At 72.5% G+C, this 20337-nt stretch carries 15 protein-coding genes; 4 read left to right on the top strand and 11 right to left on the bottom strand.

Going from position 1 to position 20337, the window contains the following annotated elements; all coding sequences use genetic code 11:
* Positions 1–203: 203 nt before the first annotated feature.
* Both WMF20_RS08625 and WMF20_RS08630 read right to left on the bottom strand, forming a co-directional pair.
* Positions 204–1349: a hypothetical protein gene (locus WMF20_RS08625; protein WP_437612283.1), complete on the bottom strand. Its 1146-nt coding sequence runs from the start codon at positions 1347–1349 to the stop codon at positions 204–206.
* 159 nt (positions 1350–1508) lie between these two features.
* Entirely contained in the window at positions 1509–2411 is a 903-nt protein-coding gene (locus tag WMF20_RS08630) for a Vgb family protein (RefSeq protein ID WP_437612285.1), read from the bottom strand.
* 1119 nt (positions 2412–3530) lie between these two features.
* On the opposite strand from WMF20_RS08630, the gene WMF20_RS08635 reads away from it, so the two are divergent.
* Positions 3531–4316, top strand: a complete 786-nt coding sequence (locus WMF20_RS08635; protein WP_437612287.1) for an SDR family NAD(P)-dependent oxidoreductase — start codon at positions 3531–3533, stop codon at positions 4314–4316.
* Positions 4317–4320: 4 nt separating this feature from the next.
* Here the strand turns inward: WMF20_RS08635 and WMF20_RS08640 are convergent, their stop codons facing one another.
* Genes WMF20_RS08640 through WMF20_RS08650 form a run of 3 tightly spaced genes read right to left on the bottom strand, consistent with a single transcriptional unit; the run spans position 4321 to position 9942 of the window.
* Positions 4321–6648 carry a di-heme oxidoredictase family protein gene (locus tag WMF20_RS08640; protein WP_437612289.1) on the bottom strand — a complete coding sequence of 776 codons (2328 nt, stop codon included), beginning with the start codon at positions 6646–6648 and terminating at the stop codon, positions 4321–4323.
* 50 nt (positions 6649–6698) lie between these two features.
* The gene (locus WMF20_RS08645) at positions 6699–8282 is read right to left on the bottom strand and encodes a DUF1552 domain-containing protein (protein WP_437612291.1); all 1584 of its coding nucleotides are present in this window, start codon (positions 8280–8282) and stop codon (positions 6699–6701) included.
* Between the two features lie 52 nt (positions 8283–8334).
* On the bottom strand, positions 8335–9942 hold the full coding sequence (locus tag WMF20_RS08650; protein ID WP_437612293.1) for a DUF1592 domain-containing protein: 1608 nt from the start codon (positions 9940–9942) through the stop codon (positions 8335–8337).
* Positions 9943–10041: 99 nt separating this feature from the next.
* On the opposite strand from WMF20_RS08650, the gene WMF20_RS08655 reads away from it, so the two are divergent.
* Positions 10042–10995 carry a LamG domain-containing protein gene (locus tag WMF20_RS08655; RefSeq protein ID WP_437612295.1) on the top strand — a complete coding sequence of 318 codons (954 nt, stop codon included), beginning with the start codon at positions 10042–10044 and terminating at the stop codon, positions 10993–10995.
* 3 nt (positions 10996–10998) lie between these two features.
* Here WMF20_RS08655 and WMF20_RS08660 read toward each other — a convergent pair whose 3' ends face one another.
* Genes WMF20_RS08660 through WMF20_RS08675 form a run of 4 tightly spaced genes read right to left on the bottom strand, consistent with a single transcriptional unit; the run spans position 10999 to position 14595 of the window.
* On the bottom strand, positions 10999–12060 hold the full coding sequence (locus tag WMF20_RS08660; RefSeq protein WP_437612297.1) for a hypothetical protein: 1062 nt from the start codon (positions 12058–12060) through the stop codon (positions 10999–11001).
* Between the two features lie 9 nt (positions 12061–12069).
* Positions 12070–13077, bottom strand: a complete 1008-nt coding sequence (locus tag WMF20_RS08665) for a hypothetical protein (protein WP_437612299.1) — start codon at positions 13075–13077, stop codon at positions 12070–12072.
* Positions 13070–13696, bottom strand: coding sequence for an RNA polymerase sigma factor (locus tag WMF20_RS08670; protein WP_129573900.1), 627 nt, complete (start codon positions 13694–13696; stop codon positions 13070–13072). Before WMF20_RS08670 ends, WMF20_RS08665 begins: the two co-directional genes overlap by 8 nt.
* Complete coding sequence (locus WMF20_RS08675; RefSeq protein ID WP_437612301.1) at positions 13693–14595, bottom strand: glycoside hydrolase family protein; 903 nt, start codon at positions 14593–14595, stop codon at positions 13693–13695. The genes WMF20_RS08670 and WMF20_RS08675 overlap by 4 nt, the downstream gene beginning before the upstream one ends.
* A 943-nt stretch (positions 14596–15538) precedes the next feature.
* Between WMF20_RS08675 and WMF20_RS08680 the strand changes: the two genes are divergently transcribed.
* Positions 15539–16150 (top strand): hypothetical protein, encoded by a 612-nt coding sequence (locus WMF20_RS08680; protein ID WP_437612303.1) that lies wholly within the window; start codon positions 15539–15541, stop codon positions 16148–16150.
* Positions 16151–16240: 90 nt separating this feature from the next.
* Here the strand turns inward: WMF20_RS08680 and WMF20_RS08685 are convergent, their stop codons facing one another.
* A complete protein-coding gene (locus tag WMF20_RS08685; protein ID WP_437612305.1) occupies positions 16241–16771 on the bottom strand; it encodes a Uma2 family endonuclease in 531 nt (176 codons plus the stop codon).
* Positions 16772–17680: 909 nt separating this feature from the next.
* On the opposite strand from WMF20_RS08685, the gene WMF20_RS08690 reads away from it, so the two are divergent.
* Positions 17681–19372, top strand: coding sequence for a hypothetical protein (locus WMF20_RS08690; protein WP_437612307.1), 1692 nt, complete (start codon positions 17681–17683; stop codon positions 19370–19372).
* 70 nt (positions 19373–19442) lie between these two features.
* Here WMF20_RS08690 and WMF20_RS08695 read toward each other — a convergent pair whose 3' ends face one another.
* Positions 19443–20273 (bottom strand): GNAT family N-acetyltransferase, encoded by an 831-nt coding sequence (locus WMF20_RS08695; protein ID WP_437612309.1) that lies wholly within the window; start codon positions 20271–20273, stop codon positions 19443–19445.
* Between the last annotated feature and the right edge of the window lie 64 nt (positions 20274–20337).

A 20337-nucleotide genomic window follows, 5' to 3' on the forward strand; every position in this document is an offset into this window, starting at 1 on the left:
ATGTCGACTTGAAGGTGCCATCGTTGATCCACGCGCTGCAGGCGCGCTCGTCCCACCGGCCGTTGGTATGCGACAGCGACCTGCGCGAGATCGTGGAGACGGGGCGCGCCCGAGCGCGCCGGGCTGGCCATGCGCGTCGAACGGAGCGCGCCTGCCGCGATGGGTCGCGCGGCGCGCTCTGTCCTTCGTCATCAGATATTAGCTCACGGGCACGCGCCGGCGCCGCAGTTGAGCGCGGTGCGGGGCACATTGGCCGGATCGGTGCACGCGATGAAGCCGTTGGCGATCAGAACATTCTCGAACGCAATCTTGTCAGCGGGATTGAGGGCGCCAAAGGCCCAGTCCCGGAAGTCCTGCTCGGCGACCGAGCGAGAACCGTTGCCCTCGTTGAGGTACAGGTAGCGAGAGTACTTGTACGCGCCCGAGCGGATGTTGGTCGCGGTCGCGGCCGTGCCGTCGACGGTGAGCGTCTTCGCGCCCGCGTTGGCCGCGTCGAGGCCGGCGTAGGCGACCGCGTTGACGTTGCTCGCGACGAGCTTGCCAAGGCACACGGTGCACGAGTCGGCCGTCGCGCAGGTCTTGCCCGATCCCGCGATCGACGAGGTCCCCGCCGCGTCGGTCGAGAGCCGGCACCCGGCGACCGTGTCGGGGACGACCACCTTGACGCCGGCGCAGAAATTGGTGCACCCGGTGAAGGACTTGAACGCGTCGGTCGTGCCCGAGGCGTCGTCGCGGCGGTAGAGGGTGAGGGCGCTCGAGGAGCTCGACGAGCCCACGACGAACTCGCCCCACGTGTCGGTCAGGGCGCAGCTGGCGGCGCTCCCGGTGCCGTCGCCGCAGAACGCACCCTTCACCTTGTCCACGGGGAGCGCGGGCAAGCCCGCCGGGACCGGCGCGACGGTCGTCACGTTGGTGGCGCTCTGGGCGCTGTTCACCCAGATGCCGACGGCGTCCTTCGCGATGCGATTGGACTTGTCGCCGGGCTGACAAGCACCGCTGAAGTCCCTGGACATCGGAGCGATCGTCTGGTTCTTGGTCCCGTTGCAGTACGTCACGCCGCCGCAAGTCACGGCCCCGGAGCCGCGCAGGCACTTCTCGCCGTTGCCCGACCCGGTACCGAGGTAGGTGAGGTTCGTGACGCCCGACGCGGCGATCGCGGACGTGATCGCGTCGTCCAGCGTATCCGACCCGAAGAAGCCACCGACGACGGTGCCGTTGCAGGTGACGAGCGCGTCCTGCGACTCGCCCAGGACCTCTACTTCGTCCGTGCTGTCCGTGCTGCTCACGGCGCACGCCGTGATGCCGAGGACCGACAGCGCCGAAAGAACCAATTTACCCATCTTGTTCATGGTCATCTCCATGTTCAAAGTGACGGTGCGTCTGTGCACCTCGATCATCTCGGTGCGGCAGCGCGCATCTATCAAGCCAACAATCCAACGAAGAACGCCTGGTCGCCGAAGCGCTCGCCGGCAGGCGGTCAAGTCTCTACCTCTCGCGACGCGTGCCGCTCAGTGGGTGGTCACCGCGCGGATCTTACCGAGGCGCCTCCCCTGCCGCTCGGTGAACCAGATGTCGAGGAGGCCGCACCCCTGGAGCGAGGGGAACAGGGTGATCCCGAACGGACGAGAGTTGGCGATCGGGAGATCGAACTCGGTGACGACGCCGCTCGTGGTGATGCGTCCGATCTTGTGCCCGAACTGCTCCGTGAACCAGAGATTGCCGTCCACCCCGAGGGTGATGGACGTGGGCGCGCGCTCCGGATCGGGGAGCGCAAACTCCGTCACGGTCCCGCTGGTGTCGATCTTCGCGATCTCGATCGCCGTGGTGAACCAGATGTTGAGGTCGGGCCCGAGCGTCACCGCGTTGGGGCCCGACGCCGAAGACGGCAGCGGGTACTCGGTCACGGTCCCAGACGTGCTGATCCGCGCGATCTTGTTCGCGAACGACTCCGCGACCCAGAGCTTCCCATCGATCCCAGCAGCGATCCCGCGCGGCTGGCTCTTGGCGGTGGGCAGCGCGAACTCGGTGATCACCCCGGCCGGCGTGATGCGCCCGACCTTGTTGGCGAGGAGCTCGGTGAACCACAGGTTCCCGTCGAATCCCAGCGTGATTGCGAACGGGTTCGAGTTGGCCGTCGGGATGTCGTACTCGGTCACGACGCCGCTCTTCGTGATCGCGCCGATCCGGTTGCTCCCCGCCTCGGTGAACCAGAGCCGGCCATCCGGACCGAGGGTGATGCCGAGCGGGTTCGATCCGGCCGCGAGCGGGTACTCGGTCACGTTGCCGCTGGAGTCCGCTGCCGCGATCTTGTCGTCGGAGCCCTCGGTGAACCAGACGCGGTTATCAGGGCCGAAGGTGATGGCCCCCGGCGAGGCATTCGAAGGAATGGCGTACTCCGTGATGTTTCCCACGGACGCCGCCGGGCAATGCCCGGCGCTCGCGGCTCCGCCTGCGCCATGAGGGCGGCGCCGACCGTCATCGACAAGGCAACAATCGACTTCTTCTTCATTTCATTCTCTGTCAGGGTTTGAGGTTGAGAGCGTCTCGCGAGATCTCCTGCGCGGACCTGTGGGTACCGCGGCTGCGCCGCGCGCCGGCGTCGCTCGTCGAGAGCGTCGCTACGCGCGTTCTCGACCGCTGCCTCTTCGCGCTCACGCTCGTCAGCGGCCCGTCACGATCCCGCTCGGCGCCCCGTTCGGAACTGCGTCGGCAAACAGCGTGCACACACGGTGCGTCCCTCATTCCCTCCCCGGATACAGATTCCGTCCTATGTCGATTCGCACCTGTTCGCTCGTAAGACGAGCCATATCGCCGCGGGGCGAATCACATCCCGCGGTTCGGCGCGATGAGAGCGCAACGCCGAGACCGCGCGCCGGCCGGACACGCCAGACAGGTCGCAAGATCGGCCATGGCTTCGCGGAGCGGATGGTCGGACCCACGCGGGCGACCCCCACGATCGCGAGCTGCCGTTGCTGCGCTGCCAGCGGGCGGAGCGAGGACGAGCCCCGCTCCTGGCTCTGCTGGTCACCCCGCGTCAGAATTCGCTGGTGAGCCGCTCGAACATTCAAGCATCGGCGCGGTTCGGGCGCGTCGATGCAATCGAGACCCACGCGTCATGGCTCGCTATGCGGGGAGACGGCAGCCGTTCCCCCCGGCGGCTTCGTGTGCGGGGGAATATAGTCGGCGCACAAAAGAAATGCGCGAAGATTGTGTTACGTGTTACCGACGCGTTTCCGGTGATTATGGCGCAATCGTGTTGTCGTCGATCGGCGCAGCGCATGCATTGAGGTCGATTCGTCTTGCAGCTCTGCGACGATCCTGTGCCGGATCGATAGAGCGCCAGCGCACGACACCTCCGTTTTGGCGAGGGCGGGCGCCGCGCCTCCAGGGGGCGTCCGCGCGCGGGGACGCAGGAGCGCGACCGCCCGCTGGCCGCCCTGACCGCGCTGCCGCCGCCCCTGCCCGCGCGGCCGGCGGCCACCGGCAGCAATTTGTCCCCCGCCGTCCGGAGCGCCTATACTCCCGCCGACATGGCTCCCGTCGTCGTCATCACCGGTGCATCCAGCGGAATCGGTCGAGCGCTCGCGTTCTCCTGGGCGAAGCGCGGGGCGAGCGTGGTGCTGAGCGCGCGCGGGCGCGAGGCGCTCGATCGCGTTGTCGAGGAGGTGCGCGCGGCGGGCGGCGACGCCATCGCCGTGGCCGGCGACGTGACCGCCGAGGAGGACCGCAAGGCGCTCTGCGAGCGGACGCTCGGCGCGTACGGCCGGCTCGACGTGCTGGTGAACAACGCCGGGCGCGGCTACTACGCGCCGTCGCTCGAGATCGACCCCGCCGAGCTCGAGGCGATCTACCGGCTCAACGTCGTCGCGCCCGTGCGCCTCGCGCAGCTCGCGATCGAGCCCCTCTCGGCCGCGAAGGGGACGATCGTCATGGTCTCCTCGGTCGCGGGGCTCGTCGCCGCGCCGCGGATGGGCGCGTACGCCTCGTCGAAGTTCGCGCTGGAGGCGCTCTCGATGTCGCTCCGCGCGGAGCTCGCGTCGCGGGGCGTGCGCGTGCTCGTGGTGCGCCCGGGCCCGGTCGCGACGCCGTTCCACGCCAACGCGGTGGTGACCGACGACAACGTCGGCTACCGCCCGCCGGGCCACAAGCCGCAGAGCCCCGAGGAGGTCGCCGAGGGGATCGTGCGCGCCGTCGAGGCGCGCCGGGACGTCCTGGAGACGAGCCTCTTCGTGAAGACGGCGAGCCTCGCCGCCCGCGTGGCGCCCGGCCCGATGCGCTGGATCTCGAAGCAGATGGCGCGCCGCTCGGGGCTCTGAGCGCTCAGAGCGAGCGAAGGAAGGCGACGACGGCGTCGCGGTCTCCCCGCGGGAGCGCCATGAAGCGCTGCTTCGCGGCGTCCGCCTCGCCGCCGTGCCACAGGATCGCCTCGACCACGTCCCGCGCGCGGCCGTCGTGCAGGAGCTGGGTGTGGCCGTTCACCGCCTCGAGCAGCCCGATGCCCCAGAGCGGCGGCGTCCGCCACTCGCGCGGCCCCGCCAGGTGATCGCTCGTCGACGTGTCCGCGAGCGCCTCGCCCATGTCGTGCAGGAGCAGATCGCTGTACGGGTGGATGATCTGATCGCGCAGCTCGACGAACGGGTGATGGCTGCCCGTCTTCATCGAGGGGACATGGCAGCTCGCGCACCCTGCCTGGCTGAACAGCACCTCGCCGCGCTGGACCGCCGGGTCCGTCGTGTCGCGGCGCGGCGGCACGCCGAGCACGCGCATGTAGGCCGCCATCCTGTCGAGATCCTCATCGGAGAGCTCCGGCGTCCCGCTCGCGCCGGCCTGGCAGCCCGCCTGCTTCTCGCCGCACTCCTCGACCGGGAACAGGCTCGTCGTCACGCCCATGTCCGCGACGAGCGCGTCGGCGACCTGGTGGGGCACGCTCACCTTGCCCGCCTTCCAGCCGAAGCGCCCGAGCCGCAACACCCCCGAGACCGGATCCGGGATCAGGTTCGGACGGCCCGAGATGCCGTCCTGGTTGCAGTCCATCCCGTCCGCGCGCTCGAGCACCGCCTCCTCCGCGATCGCCTCGAGGAGGCCCATGCCCACGACCGGCCGGGCGACGCGGACCGAGTAGCTCGCGATCTGCCCCGCGGAGAGCCCGTCGAAGCGGAACGTGGGCTTGCGCAGGACATACGGCGTGCCGTCGGGGAGCTGCCCGGGCTCCTCCGCGTAGGCCACGGTGGCCGTGCCCTCGCCGGGGCTCCCGTCGAGCCCCTTGTCCTGCAGCTGCCGGCCGTACATCGGGTCTGCCGTGGGCTTGCCGTCCGCGCCCGCCCCGGCGCCGAACAGCTTCACGACGGCGGTCTCCATCGCCTCGCCGGGCTCGGGCGGGGCGCCGCGACCGTTGTTGAGGTGACAGCCCACGCACGCGGTCTGGTTCGAGAGCGGCCCCGCCTTGCCCGCGTGCTCGTCGAAGACGGGATTGCCGCCCTCGGTGTGCTCGCCGGTGGCGAAGTCCGTGTGGAACAGGCGGCGCCCCTCGAGGAAGCGCTGGATCGAGCCCTCCTGGATGTTGAGCGCCATCTGCTCGAAATAGAGGTGGGGCTCCGCGTAGATGTACGGGATCGTCCCGTCTCCGCCCGACAGGGCGGCCTCGTTCGGCGCGTCGAACGGCGTCAGCTCGCCGCTGCCGACGCGGTAGCGGAACGTGTCGCTGTAATAGCTGGTCCTCCCCTCGACGGTGGCCGGGTCGAGGAACACCCCGAACTCGAACTCGAGCAGATCGCCCTCGCGGATCTCCCTGCCTTCCCTGGCGTTGCGATCCACGACGAACTCCCAGTGGGTGCTGGTGATGCGATCCATGCCGTTGTTCGAGTGGAACACGTTGCCGTCGCCCGTGTACCAGCAGCGGAAGTTGATCACCTGGGTGTCCGACGCCTTCGCGTTCGGGAGCCAGGTGAACTTGACCGTGCTGCCGCCCGCCGGGATCGCGTCCTCGACGATGAATTTGTAGCTGCGGTTCTCGAAATAGCGCGGCTGGAACGGGCTGAACTCTTCCTCTCGCTCGTGGCGCCCGCGCACGCGCCCCGCCGCCTCGAGCGTGATCGTCCCGTCCGCGGCCGTCGTGGTGATCGCCTTGCCGCCCGCGACCGCCGGGAACAGGGGGGCTATCTGGCCGCTCACGCCGGAGCATTCGCCGGGGTCGACCTCGCCGCCGGGGCAGGTCGCGGCGGGCGGCGCTCCCGAGGAGAAATAGGCGTAGATGGCCTCGATATCGGCCGACGTGATCGCCTGCTCGCCGAAGCCCGGCATGCGGCCGCTGCCCGTGCGCACCTGCGCCGCGAACGCCTCCTGGGAGCCGTCGAAGGCGAACAGATCGGGGAACCCGCCGCTCGTGTCGCCGTGGGCGCTGTGGCATCCGCCGCAGTTGAGGGCGAACGCTTGCGGCAGCGCCGGCCCGCCGTCCGCCTCCACGCACGGCGCGGGAGGGGGATCGCCCCCGCCGCCCGCGCCGCCCGGCGGAGCGCCCCCGCCGCCCGGCGGGGGAGACGCCGGCGACGGGTCGCCCGAGCACCCGAGCCCTGCTGCGCAGGCCGCGAGCAGCCCGAGCGCGACCTGGAGACCCCGAGACAATAGCCGACGTGAGCGGCGTTCGATCATCGCGCTACCCTCCGACGTGAGCCTATCCAGAAAGACCGCGATCCCCCGCGCTAGCGCAGGATCTCCTCGAGCAGCCGGTTCGGCTCGCCGCGGCGATCCTCGCCGAACGACGCGACGCCCAGGCCGTAGTACTGGTTCATGATGGTGAACCACAGATCGCGGAGCTGGCGATCGCTTCCGAGCGCGTCGTAGGCGACGTGCGCGTCGTTCAGGAAGACGCCGTCGCCGCCCAGAAGGACGATGGGCAGATCGTACGCGTCGTGATCGTGCGTACGCATCTCGCTCATGTACACCATCACGCAGTGGTCGAGCACCGTCCCGTCGCCCTCGGGGATCGCGTCGAGCCGCTCTGCGAGCTGCGCCGTCTTCTGGCCGAGCCAGCAGTTGATCGCCGCGAAGTCGAGGTTGCTCTCCTCGACGACCGCGTAGCGGCCGCCCTCGTTCGTGCTGCCCAGGTTGCCCGGGCCGTGCTGGCAGGAGTGATAATGGAGGCTGCTGCCCTGCCGGTACTCGAGGCCCACCTTCGCGCGGACGTCCGCCGGGATGCACCGGTACTCGAACTCGGAGCGCGCGTCGTCGAGCATGTGGGTGACGACGCGAGTCACGTCGCATTGAATGGCCATGACGATGAGATCGATCATGACGTTCGCGTGATCGTCGTGCTTGTACTCGCCGGCCTCCGTGCTGTCGTTCTCGTTGAGCCCCTCCTGCTGTCCGGGCGGCTCTGGGACGACGCCGGGCTCGCGGATCGGGCTGCAGCCGAGGCTCCCTTGCCCCGGCGTCATCGTCGACTGGACGCGGGTCACGTTCTTCTCGATCTCGCGCAGCGAGTCGAGGTATTGCTGGACGATCTTGCGATCGTCCGAGCCGACCCGGTTCATGAGCGACTTCGCGTCCGCGAGCACGGCGTCGATGACGCTCTTCTCGGTCGCCGCGCGGCGCTCCGCCTCGATCCTGGCCTGCTCGTCGGTCTGCCCGGGCACGGGCGCCGCGGGCGCCGCGCCCGCGCTGACGAGCGCGTCGAACACCGCCTTCGGGTTGACCGAGCGCTTGAGCGGCTCGCGCGGGCTCTTCCAGGAGACGGCCTGGTTGTAGGCGTAGCTGCGCCCGTCGAAGAAGCCCGGCTTGACCCCGAGCCCCGTTTGCAGCGACGGGATGCGGGTCGCCTGCTCCGGGCCGGCCTTCTGGACGATGAGCTGGTCGACCGAGACGCCGTTGCCCACCCACTCGCCGAGGTCCTGCCCCGCGTCTCTCCCCAGCTGATCGGCGTCGACGCAGGTCGACAGCGCGGCGGCGCAGCGCGAGTGGGACGGTTCGATGAACGGGTTCTGCTCCTTGCTCCAGGTGTAGTTGCCGAGGCGGCTTATCATGAGCATCTTCGACTTCACCGGCGCGAAGTGCTCGAGCACCCTCGGCAGCTTGAAATCGGCGCCCTTCAGCGTCTTGCCGAACGCGGGCGCCGTCTCCCACCAGTGATGGGGCGCCCCGTTCGGGAAGGTGCAGAGCACGAAGCGCTTCGGGGTGCCGGGCTCCCCCGCGCGGGCCCGGCGCGGCGCGAGGCTCTCGAGAAACGGCAGCGCCAGGCAGACGCCCGCGCCGCGCAACAGGTTCCTGCGTGTCATCAAGCGTTTCATGTGCGCATCGCTCCTTCGTGACCGGTGTCCTTCGAGAAAAGCGCCCGCGGCCTCACTGCGCCTCGCCCTTCCCGCCGCGGAGGCGGAAGGCGCCGCTGGTCACCACGTGCTTCACGAGATCCGCGATCGTGCCGCTGTCCCAGCGCGCGGCGATCTCCCGGAACGTGGACATGTCCGCGCCGGCCGGGCGCCGGCGCAGGGCGTAGGTGAAGAGCTGCTCGGAGGGGCAGACCCCGAGCTGCGGGTCTCCCTGGAGCTTCGGCAGGAGGCCGGAGAAGTCCTGGAACTCCGTGTCATCGAGCTTGCCCGTCGCGTCGATCGGATCGCCGTTCGGGTACGCGGTCCGGTAGGCGCCGATCGCGTCGAAGTTCTCGAGGCTCAGCCCGATCGGGTCGAGCAGGTCGTGGCAGCTCGCGCAGTCGGGCGACTCGCGGTGCTTCTCGAGCTTCGCGCGGACGTTGTCGACCGGGCCCGAGCCGCTGCCCGGGGCGTCGAGCTCGGGGATGTCCACGTTGGCGGGCGGCGCCAGGGGCACGCAGAAGAGCTGCGCCAGGATCGTCTTCGCGCGGGACGTGGGCGAGGTGCGATCGGCGCGCGACGACAGCGTTAGGAACGCGGGGAGCGTGAGGAATCCCCCGCGGACGCCCTCGGGGTCGCTCGCGGTGAGCGGCGCGAGCTGCGGACTGTCCGGGTGGGGCGCCGTGAGGAACTCGGACCACGGCCGCCCGCCGGTGGTGAATTCGGCGAAGAAGGCGTTGGCCTGATCGACCATCGCGCCCTTCACGTCGTCGTTCCAGAGCGGGAACAGGGACGCGTCGACGTTGTGGCTGGGGAGCGTGCGCGTGCCGAGCCACTGCCCGAAGAAGTTCTGGAAGAAGGCGGCGCTCTTCGGGTCGTCCAGCATCCGGTCCACCTGCTGCCGGAGCTCGTCCTCGGTGGCCAGGCGATCGCCCTCCGCCGCGTCGAAGAGCTCCTCGTCCGGGAGCGAGCTCCAGAGCAGGTACGAGAGGCGCGAGGCGATCTCGTAGCCGTTGAGGGCGCCCGGCGATCGCTCCGAATCGGGGCCCGCCTCGATCCGCAGGAGGAAATGCGGCGATGTCAGCAGGGCCCGGGCGACGTGCTGCACCGCCTCGACCGGCGACATCTCGAGGGTGCTCCGCGCGCGCGCGTACTGCGCCGCGTACCGCTCGACCTCCGCCGCCTCGAGCGGGCGCCGGAAGGCGCGCAGCCCGAAGCGCTCGATGATCTCGCGCGCGCACCCGTCGCCCGCGCCCTGCGCCGGGTCGCACACGAGGATCTTCGCGCGCTGCGCCTCGTTCGAGAACGCGTCCTCGGCGAGCTTCTTGGCGGCGTCGTAATATCCCTGGACCAGGACCTGGGACAGGTTCGAGAGTGCGCTGACGCTCGCGTCGAAGCCCTTCGCGCCGAAGGCCGGGAAGCCGTCCGCGGGCCTCAGGCGCGTTCCCAGGAGGTGGGCGACGGTGTTGTTGTATTCCGACGCCGTCATGTGGTGCAGAGGCATCCCGCCCGGCGCGACGGAGGAGGCGTCTTCCTCCGGGGCGTCCTCGCTCCCGAGGATGCCAGTGCATGAGATGCTCAGGAGACATCCCCCGGCAGCGAGCCAGGGGCGCGCGAACACCCGGTCAAGTCTGAACGTCATCGTCGGCTCCCGCGTGTGGAATCGGCAGATACCCCCTCGTGGCCGGAGCGCGCTGCGTTCGTGATCAAATCGGCAGCACGGGCGCGCTAGGATCGAGCCGTGCTCTGTGCGCAGAAGACTACGGTGATGGTGTTGCTCCTCGGGCTGTCCGGGTGCGGAGCGGACGCGGAGATCGCGGTCGGTCGCATGAACCCGGTGTCGGCGACCAGCGGCGGTGAGGCGGGCAGCGGCGGTGAGGCGGGCAGCGGCGGTGAGGCGGGCAGCGGCGGGGAAGGGGGCAGCGGCGGTGAGGCGGGCAGCGGCGGGGAAGGGGGCAGCGGCGGTGAGGCGGGCAGCGGCGGGGGAGGGGGTAGTGGGACGATTCCCTGTGATGCGCTGCCGTCTCCCACACATCGGTACACGTTCGACGGTGTGGGGGCGGTCGTCGCCGATACCGTCGGCGGCGCAGACGGCGAGATCCTCGGCGGCGCGAGCCTCGATGGCGGAGGGGTGCTCGCCCTCGACGGCGAGGACGATTATGTCGATTTGCCCTCAGGGCTCCTCTCGGGCTTGCGCGATGTCACGGTCATGGCCTGGGTCGCCCGCGACGGCGGCGGCGCTTACATGCGCATCGTCGACTTCGGCCTCGGCAGCGGGGGCGAAGATCCCGTCGAAGGCGACGGGAGCGTGGGAGAGTCCTACCTGGTCATCACGCCGTCGACGGGCTTCGACGCGCGGGGGATCGCCGCGCTCGCGAGCGATAGCGGCGCGGCGGGCGAGGTGGCGATCCCCACCGCGCCGACGCTCGACGACGGCGAGATCCATCAGGTCGCCGTCGTCTTCGATGGCGCGGCCGCGTCCCTGGCCCTCTACCTGGACGGCGCGCTCCTCGGCAGCGCGCCGGTCGGCTTTCCGCTCTCGGCGATCCAGGACGTGAACAACTGGCTCGGGCGGTCCCAGTTCGATCAGGACCCGTACTTCGGAGGGCGCTACGACGAGCTGCGCATCTACGGCGAGGCGCTGGCCGGCTGCGCGGTCGAGGCCGCGTGGACCGCCGGCCCGGATCGGCCGTGACGCTCAGAAGGCCAGCGCGAGGCCGAGGCGGGCGCTGAGACCTGCGGCCGGGGGGCGATAGACGGTCCCCTCGAGGTTCTCGACGACGAAGCGGGGCCGCTGCAGCGGGACGAGGGCGTGCAGCGCTCCCTCGACCTTCAGGGGAGCGGCGACGCGCCACTCGAGCACCGTCCCGAGGCCGGCCGCGAAGATCGGCGCCGTGCGGGTGAAGGCCTCGTCGACCTCGCGCCCCCGGGCGAGGAGCCAGTGCTGGCGGCCGAGCGCGCAGACGTACACGCCCAGGGGACGGCCGAGGGCGCGCGCGCACGCGTCGACCTCGAGGAACCAGAGCCGGAAGTCGGCGCCTGCGGTCAGCCCGGCGATGCGGCCGGAGCTCGACGGCACCACGCCGGCCGCCCCGTCCGCGCGCAGCCAGCCGGCGCGGATCCCGCCGCCCGCGGCGACCCCGACGCCGATCGCCGGGACGAGCGCCTGCTCGACCTGCGCGCTCACCCAGAGCGCCCCCTCCACGCCGCGCTCGTCCGGCGGAGGCGGCCGGCTCGCGGTGGGCGGCGGCCGGCTCGCCGCAGGCGGCGGGATCCGCTGCGCGCGGCCCTGCGCGGGCGGCGGCGGGCGCGGCGCGGCCGCTCCGTCGCCGCCGCTCGCCTGGGGTTGCGCCGGCTGCGCCGGCTGCGCGGCGGCATTCCGCGCGGCCGCGTCGGGGTCGATCGACATCGCGACGATCAGCGCCGCCGCCCGCGCCATGGCCGCGCAGTCGTCGCCGTGGATCGCGCGCTCGCCGGGCACCGGCGCGCGGACGCGCAGATCGAGCCGGAGGCGCGAGCCGCCTCGGCGGGCGACGGCGATCTCGACCGCGATCGCCTGGCGCTGCGCCGACGTCCCCAGCAGCCGGCCGATCTCGCTCCGGACCTCGTCGGCCGGCGGGCACCCGTCCGGCGCTTCCCAGCGGAGCTCGATGGTGCGCGGCTCGGCGGGCGCCGCGCGCGCGCGGGCAGGCAGCAGCCCCGCCGCGACGATCAGCGCCTGCAGGGCCGACGGGGCCCAGGCCGCTCTTGAGACGTGCACCCGCGCACTCTACTCCTCCTGCCCGCACGCGGCGCGCACGCGCGTCGCGAGCGGCGAGCCCGGGCTCTGCGCCAGGAGCTTCGCCGCGATCGCCCTGCCGGCCGCCGCGCGGCCGGAGCGGCAGAGCGCGATCGCGCGCGAGGCCTCGCGCTCGGTCGAGAGCACGCCCCTCGGGTAGCGGCTCCCGTGCTCGTTCAGCTTCGAGAGCGCCTGCGCGAACTGGCCCGCCTGCAGCGCCTGCTGCGCGTCGCGCAGCAGCGCGATCTCCGCGTCGAGCCCCTCGGCGCCCGGCCTCGCGGCGGCGGTCCCCGGCGCCGGCGCGCGCGACGCCGGCCCGCGCGACGCGACGGTCGCCGCGGGCGCGGCGCTGGCCTGGGCGGCGGCGCCGGCCCCGGGCGCGGCGCTGGCTTGGGCGGCGTCGCTGGCCGGGGGAGGGGCGTTCGCCCCGGCAGAGGCGCTGGCCTGCGCGGCGGCCCTGCTCTCGGCGGAGGCGCTCTCCTCGGCAGAGGCGCTGGCCTCGGCGGGCGGAGGCGCCTCGTCGCCCGGCGCGCCGGAGGGCGACGAGGCGTGCGGCGCTCGGGGCGCAAGGCCCGCGAGCCTCGGCGCTTCCGCCGTGTGCGGCGCGGGCGCCTCGCCCGACGCCGGGAGGTAGAGCGCTGCGCCCGTCGCGAGGCCCACGATCAGCGTCGCGAGCCCGATCTTCAGCGGGGCGCCGAGCAGCGTGACGGCCGCCCCCTTCGCGACCGCGCCGCTCGCGGCCGCGCCCGCGGCGGTGGAGCCGACCGTGTGCGCCGCCGCGGCGCTCGCGCCGCTTCCGGCCCCGGCGCTCACCGAGCCGACGGCGCCGGCCCCCGCGGCGCCGTTGGCGCTCGCGATCACGGCCGTGGCCGCCGCCCCGGCGAGGCCGAGCCTCGCCCACACGGCCGCGCGCATCCGCCGCCGGTCGTCGTCGGTCGGCTCGTCCTCGTCGCGGAGGGCGTTCAGGAGCGCCCGCTCCCCAGGCCCCAGCTCATCCATTGCGGCCTCCTCGGATCCTGGCGTGGTGGCGGCGCACCGCGTCGGAAAATGCCTGTCGAGCGGCCCTCAGCCGCGCATATACGGTGTTGATGTTCACGCCGATACCCTGAGCGATCTCCGTCGCCGGCATCTCTTCCAGCTCGGCGAGGAGGAGCACCACGCGCTTCTCCTCGTCGAGCGACGCAAGGAGGTCGTGCGCCACGCGCGCGGCCTCCGCCCTCGTCATGGCCTCGTCGGGGCTGAGGTCGCTCGGCCCCGCGAGCTGCTCCGGATCCACCGTCTCTCCCGTCCCGCGGTGGGCGGGGCTCTTGCGGCGCAGCGATCTCCGGTGCGTCTGCACGACGTTGACCACGATTCCGAAGACCCACGTCTTCAGCGACGAGCGGCCCCGGAACTCCGGGAGCCGCCGGTGCACGACCACGAACACCTCCTGGCACACGTCCTCGTGCGCGGACGCGTCCACGCCGAGGCGGCGCACGGTCCGCCAGACGAAGGGGAAGGTCTCCTCGTACACCTCGTCGAAATCGAGCGGCGCGCCCTGGAGGCCGGCCGCGGCGACGGCGGAGACCGCGCCGGCGGGCGGCGGGGTCGACGGAGCGACCGCCGCGCGGGCGGTCACTGGCTGCACCTCTCCGCGTGGGGCAGGGAGACGTAGAGCTCGCCGAGCGCGGTGAGCTCCCCGCTCGCGCCGAGCAGGTCCACGTTGGGGATCGCGTCGGTCCGCCCGGAGAACCAGGCGTACCGGAAGACGTCGGGGTCCGATTCGAGGAGGGGCACCGCTTCTCGCATGTACGCCGCCTGTGCTTCGGGCGACCGATCCGCGCCGTCTCCGCACGAGAACTCGGTCAGCCAGATCGGGCGCCGGTAGCGTTTGAGCTCGCCGAGGTACCACTCGAGCGCCGGCCTGTCGCAAGCGTACCAGTGCGCCGCGATGAAATCGACGCGGCAGCCCTCGCACGCGGCGAAGAAGGCGTCGAGGTACGCGAACGGATCGGTCTCGTGGCAGCCGCCGCCGCAGAAGTTCACGGCCGGCGAGACGAGCTTGAGCCCCTTCTCGTCGGCGATCTCCTCGAGCTGTGGCCACAGCGCCGCGGCCTCGGCGGCGGAGAGGTTGGCCTGAGCGAAGAAGTTAGGCTCGTTGAACGCGAGGAGGTACTTCGCCCCGCTCGGGATCGCCGCCTTGACCTGGTCGGCGTCGAAGCGGCCGCCCCAGACCATCGGCACGAAGTCGACGCCCAGGTCGACGTAGGCGCCTCCCCGGAGCGCCTCGTCGGGGACGGTCGCCCAGTTGTACCACCAGCCGACGCTGGCCGAGAGGGCCGAGAGGTCGGCGACCGAGTGGTACCCGTACGCGATGCCGCGCTTGCACGGCCGCCCCGCGGCCGCCCCGCCGTCGCCGTCGTCGCCGCCCGTGCCGGCGCTGCCGCCGTCGCCCGCGCTGCCGCCGCCGCCCGCGCTGGCGCTGTCCCCCGCACCGGCGCCGTGCCCTGCCGCGCTGCCGGTGCTGCCTGGGCCCACGAGGCCTGCGCCGCCATCGCCCGCGCCGGTCGATGCTTGGACGCTTCCAGCGCCACCATCGCCGTTCGCGTCTTGGTGGAAAGATTCCCCCACGCAGGCGACGGACAGGAGGATCCCGAGCAGGGGGCTGATGCCGCACAGAAGGGCTTTGGGGTCTCGACGCATGGCTCGAGGGGGCTGGTGGCCGGAGCCGCCGCGCTCCGTGATGAAAAGTGGAGGGATGGGGATGTGGGGCTCATCGGGCGGCGATCCGTGGGCTGGCGTTTCTTGGCGTGCGGGGGGATCATCACGCCTGTGCACCGCGGCCCACAGCTCGCACCTTCGCGCGCTTGACGGCCGCGAGGAGCGCGTCGAGGAAAACCGGATGACATCCCCTCGCTGGCTTGCCGCGCTTGCGGCGCTCACCGTTCCTTTGGCGGTCTCGGCGACGGCCCTGACCCAGGACGCCGCTCCCCTCCCGCCGCCTCCTCCTCCGGAACCGCTTCCGTCTGCCTCCGCGCAACCAGCGCCGCCGCCGCCGCCGCCGCCGCCGCCGTCGCCGGCGCCCACGCCGTCGCCGTCCCCGCCGCCGGTCCCGCCCGCGCCGGCGCCGCCGCCTGCGCCTGCGCCCACGCCGATCCCGTCGCCATCGCCGCCGCCGGTCCCGCCCGCGCCGGCGCCGCCGCCCGCAGCGCCGGCGCCGCCTCCGGTCGCACCCGCGCCGCCTCCGCCGGTTGCGCCCGCGCCGCCGCCGCCCGTCGCGCCCGCGCCGCCGTATTCGCCCGCGCCACCGTATTCGCCCGCGCCGCCGTATGGGCCGTCGCCGCCGGTCGCGCCCGCGCCGCCGCCGCCGGTCGCGCCCGCGCCGCCGCCTCCCGTCGCGCCCGCGCCACCGGTCGCTCCGCGTCCGCCCCGGAGTCAGCCGGCGCGTCCGAGCGCTGCGCCACCCCCGGTGGCGGGCCCGGTGACCGTGGACGAGCCGGAGCCTTCACCGGCCGAGCCGGAGGAGAAGACGCAGGACAAGGAGCCCGGGGACAAGGAGCCCGAGGACGAGGAGCGGGACGGCGTCCGGCTCCGGTATGGCAGCACGCTGGGCGGCGGCGTCATCAAAGCGCCGACGGGCACCGGCGGCGTCTTCGCGTGGACGGGCCGGCTCGGCCTCCAGATCAATCACCTGTTCGGGATCTACTACCAGAACACCCCCATGCTGACGCTCACCCCCGAGAGCACCGACAATAGCGCGGGGTTCGAGGCGGGGTTCATCGATTACAACTCGCTCCTCGCGAGCTTCACCTTGTTTCATGTCCTCGACTTCGGCGCAGGGCCATCCATGGACTACGTGGCCGTCGCGAGCTGCTCCGCGACGCTCGCGGGCCTCGAGTCGGGCGCCGGCTGCGCCAGCACCTCGGACTGGTACTTCGGCGCGCACGCGCGGGGCGCCCTCATCCTCGGCGGCCTGTCCGGCGACGGGCCGCGGCGCAGCGGGTTCGCCCTCGCCGCCGAGCTCCACCCGGTGTTCCTGCCCGAGGGCACGACCTTCAGCTTCACGCTCGGGCTCGGCGGAGAGTGGTATTGACGAGCGCGTCTGCGAGCGTCGAGGTGCCGCCGCGCCGCGCCAGCAGCGCCCACCGCCGCTGCACGGTGGGCGCTGCGTAGCGCCCCGGGCTCACCGCAGCGCCGCGCGAAGCGCGCGAACCGCCTGGCTCTGCGTCGGATGAGCGAGGAAGCCGGCGAGCCAGGCGGGGTCGAGCTCGGGGAGGAAGGCGCTGCGCGCGCGGGGCTCGTAACGCTCGTTCGAGAGCGCGAAGATGCGGAGGCCCTCGTCGCGATCCCACACCCAGACCTCGGCGACGCCGAGGCCGCGGTAGATCTCGAGCTTGTCGAGCCCGCCCTGCGTCCAGACGACCTCGATGGCGAGATCCGGAACTTCCTTGTTGGTGTCGCCGACCATGTAGCACTCGTCCGGCTCCGCCCCGCGCGCTTTGGGCGCATTTCGGAGCGTCCACGCGCCGTAGCCGCTGAGCTCGATGCCCCGCTCATCGCAATATGCCTCGAGGAGGCGTGCGATGGTCGTCTTGACCCCTTCGTGATCGCGAGATGGGCTCATCAGCTCGATCGCTCCGTTCAGGTAGTACATGCGCACACCGGCCCGGTCTCCCCGCACGGCGAGGAGGATCTCGTAATCCTTCCACGTCATCCCGTAGAGAATGATATGCTGGTCGTTCTCCTCGTGACGGGGCCGCGGTCGTTCGGCCTCGGGTACGATCGATGTCGGGCTAGACGCCATACGCCGGAGGATACCCGGTGGCGCAGCCGACGGCGAGCTTCGCCGTGCGCCGCCCGGGGCCCGGCTTCTTTCAACGCGGGCCGGCGAGCCGCCGGGCTGCCGCTCAGGCGGCGATGTGATCGGGCGATCGTCCTGGAGCCGGCGCCCCAGGGGCGACCGGCTGGACGGTCGTGCTGTCGCGGCGACAGGTCGCGACCCCTTCAGGATCTTCGTCGGGAACGGTGACGGTCGCTGGTCCAGCTGGAAGTCGTTCTCAAGAAGCAGCGCTCATCACCGGTTGCTGGGATAGCGTAACAGGATCTGAAGCGCAATAGCCGTCGAATGGTTACGACGAACAAAAAAAAATTGTAACGACGGCCGGGAAAATCATGGGGATCGTCGTAATGTGATTTTGGCCGGCAGAATCTGGGGCCGATTGGCAAAGCATCCTTCCCGAGGTGCATCGTACTTATCGGAAGGAGATTCTCGTCGATTCGGTCGATCCTCGTCCGACAACGGAACGGGTTGCGTACGAGAATTTTCTGACGGCACTGTTGTTGGATGCTGTGCCTAGCGTCGCTGTATGCCTGTGTAGGAGGTTGAGCGGAGCTGACCTCCCGTGACGCGGCAGAGGGCGATCCCGAGCAGCACGCCCGTCTCCCGCCCATTCGCGCCTGCCGCAGTGCGGCGCGCCCTGCCTGCGCCTTTCGTTCTTCGCCGCGTCAGAAGGCCAGCAAGCTTTTTGCGCCGGAGCAGGTTGCGCAGGGTAGCGTTGGCCGTGGCCTCGCGGTCCTTTCATCGGCGAAACCTTTGCGAACGGCCCGTGTCCGAGGAAACCTGATGCGCTCGATCCCCCGCTCAATCTTCTCCGCCCTCGCCGCCGCGATGGGGCTCTCCCTCGCGGCGTGCGCCGCGGCTCCTCCGCCCGCGGCGCACGCGCCCGTCCCGCCGGGCGACGCCCGCGCGGCGACCCCGCCGCCGCCTCCGCTCCCCGAGCAGGAGGCCTTCGCCGTCCACGGCACGCTCAAGGACGAGTTCCTGCCGCTCCTCAAGCAGGCGCCGTTCGACCCGAAGGCCGCGCTGGTCCCCCCGGCGCCGGCCGGCGTGCCCGCCCCGCCGGCCGCCTGCGAGGCGTTCGCGCGGCGCGCCCCCGTCGCGCCCGCGCGGCCCTGCGGCGATGTCGGGGGCGCCCTCGACGCGCTCGACGCCGCGCTCGCCGAGGAGGACGCCGCGAAGCGCGACGCGCGGCTCGCGGGGGTCGAGGCGTGCGCGGGCCTCGAGGCGGGGCTCGCGCGCGCGCTCCGGGCCGAGCTCGCGCCCGCCGGGTGCGGCGACGCCATCGCCGTGCCGTACCTCGAGGCGCCGCCCGCCACGCTCAAGGGCGACCTCTACCAGGTGCTGCTCGGCCTCACGCTCTCCGCCCGGCTCGCGCGCACCGCGACCGAGCCGCCCGCGCTGCGGCCGCCCTACGACGCCCAGCGCGTCGTCGCGTTCACCAAGGGGCCGCTCTTCACGTGGGTGACCGACCAGGCCCGCGCGATCGAGGATCTCGGGCGGCTCGGGATCGAGCTGCCGTTCTACGCGAAGGGCATCGTCGCCGTGGAGTCCGGGCGGGCCGACATGCGGCTCGTCGAGGCGGTCAGGTCGGCGCCGCTGCCCGACGCCATGCGGAAGGACGCGGAGCTCAGCAACGTCTACTACGGCGAGCTCGATCAGCTGCTGGAGCCCTGGAAGAGCCGCGGCCGCGACGCCGCGCTGGTCGGCCTGCGCGAGCTCTCGTCGGTCGGCGTGCTCCGCGACGCCCGCGTCGACGGCGCGCGCGCGATGCTCTCGCGCCTCTACGGCGGCCGCCGCGTCGACGCGCTCGACGCGCTGGAGCTGCCGCCGCTCCCGGCGGCCGCGCCCGCGTCGGCGGCCCTGCGGCTCGCGGCCCGGCTGCCGACGTACTACGCGGGCCGCCTGATCCCGGCCGAGATGGCGGCGCGGCCCGAGCTCCTGCGCGTCTTCCTGGGCCGCGGCGTCCCGCTGCAGCACCGCGCGGCGCTGCGCTCTGCCGAGCTCTCGCCCGAGGCGCGGCAGCTCTACGCGCGGGCGCGGCTCGAGCTCGGCCGGCTGTACTGGCGCGCCGTGGACTTCGACCAGGCGACGGCGCTGCTCGCCGCGTGGCCCGAGGGCGCCGCGCGCCCGCCCGAGGCGACGACGCTGCTCGCGCTCGCCCTCGGCCTGCGCAACGGCCCCGAGGACGCGGCGCTCATGATGCGGCGGGCGCCGCTCACCGGGCTCGGCCTGGGCGATCTCGCGGCGCTCGACTGGGTGGCGCGCGCGAAGCCGGCCTCGCCGTACGCGGGCATCGCGGCGTACGACGCGGCGCTGATCAAGCAGATCGCGGCGCCGCAGGGCGCGGATCCGAGCTACTGGGCCGACGTGGCCGCGCGCTTCCGCGAGGCGCAGGCGCTCCTCGCGGGGCCGCTCGCGAAGGCGGCGGAGGAGCGGGCGCGGGCGGCGGAGGAGATCGGGCGGGCGGCGCGCTGAGGCGGGGGCGCTGCGCCGCGGGCGTCGAGCTGCGGGCGCTGCGCGCGCCGAGGACCCCGGCGGGCTGCCTTCAGGGGGCGGCCTCGCCGGGCGGCTTGTACTCCGTGATCCGGCCGGTCGCGACGAAGCCTACCTGGGCGTAGAGGCCCAGCCCGTCGGCCGATGCCTGCAGGATGGCCAGCCGGAGCCCGGCCGCGCGCGCGTCGAAGAGCGGGCGCAGCGTCAGCGCGCGGCCGATCCCCCGCCGCCGGTGGGACGGGAGGGTCGAGATGTTGTACAGGCCGGCGACGCCGCCTCCGACAGTGAGCTCCGAGGTCGCCACGGGCGTGTCGTCGAGGTAGCCGACGTAGAGCCACAGCGCCGCGTCGTCCGACAGGAGCGCCGGGGCGGCCATCTCGTAGAACCGCACCACGTGGGGATCGGGCGGGGTCCAGTTGGCCGCGAGGAGACGCGCGAAGTCGCGCAGCTGCGCCGGGGTCCTGACGCGCGCGATCTCGAGGCCGCGCGGCGGCGCGGGATCGGCGGGGAGCGCGCGGAGATCGGCGGCCATGGCGACCTCCGACTCGGCGGCCTCGAGCCCCGCCGCGCGGAGGAGATCGCCGAGGTTCTCCGGCTCGTCCGCGGGGCCGACCCACCACGAGAAGGGGCGGCCGGCGCGGCGGAAGTGGTCGATGGCCTGCGCCGCGCGGGCCGCTGCCGTGGCGGCGTCGAGGCGGGCGCGGAGGACGAAGTTGAAGGTGTCGCAGGGGAGCCCGGAGTCGACGAGGACGAGGCCGGCGTCGCGCTCGACGAGGGCGCCGGGGAGATGCTCCTGCGCCCAGCTCGAGTGGACGGCGAGGTTGTCGTCCGCGGCCGCCGCGAGCTGCTTCGCCGGGGTGCCGGCAAGCGAGGTCATCGTCATGGGGCGCTTCATGACACGGGGTGACGGGCGCGCCATGTCGTGCTGTCCCGGCCCCTTGCCCGAA

It is taken from the genome of Sorangium sp. So ce834 (assembly GCF_051521425.1).
GTDB lineage: Bacteria > Myxococcota_A > Polyangia > Polyangiales > Polyangiaceae > Sorangium > Sorangium cellulosum_D.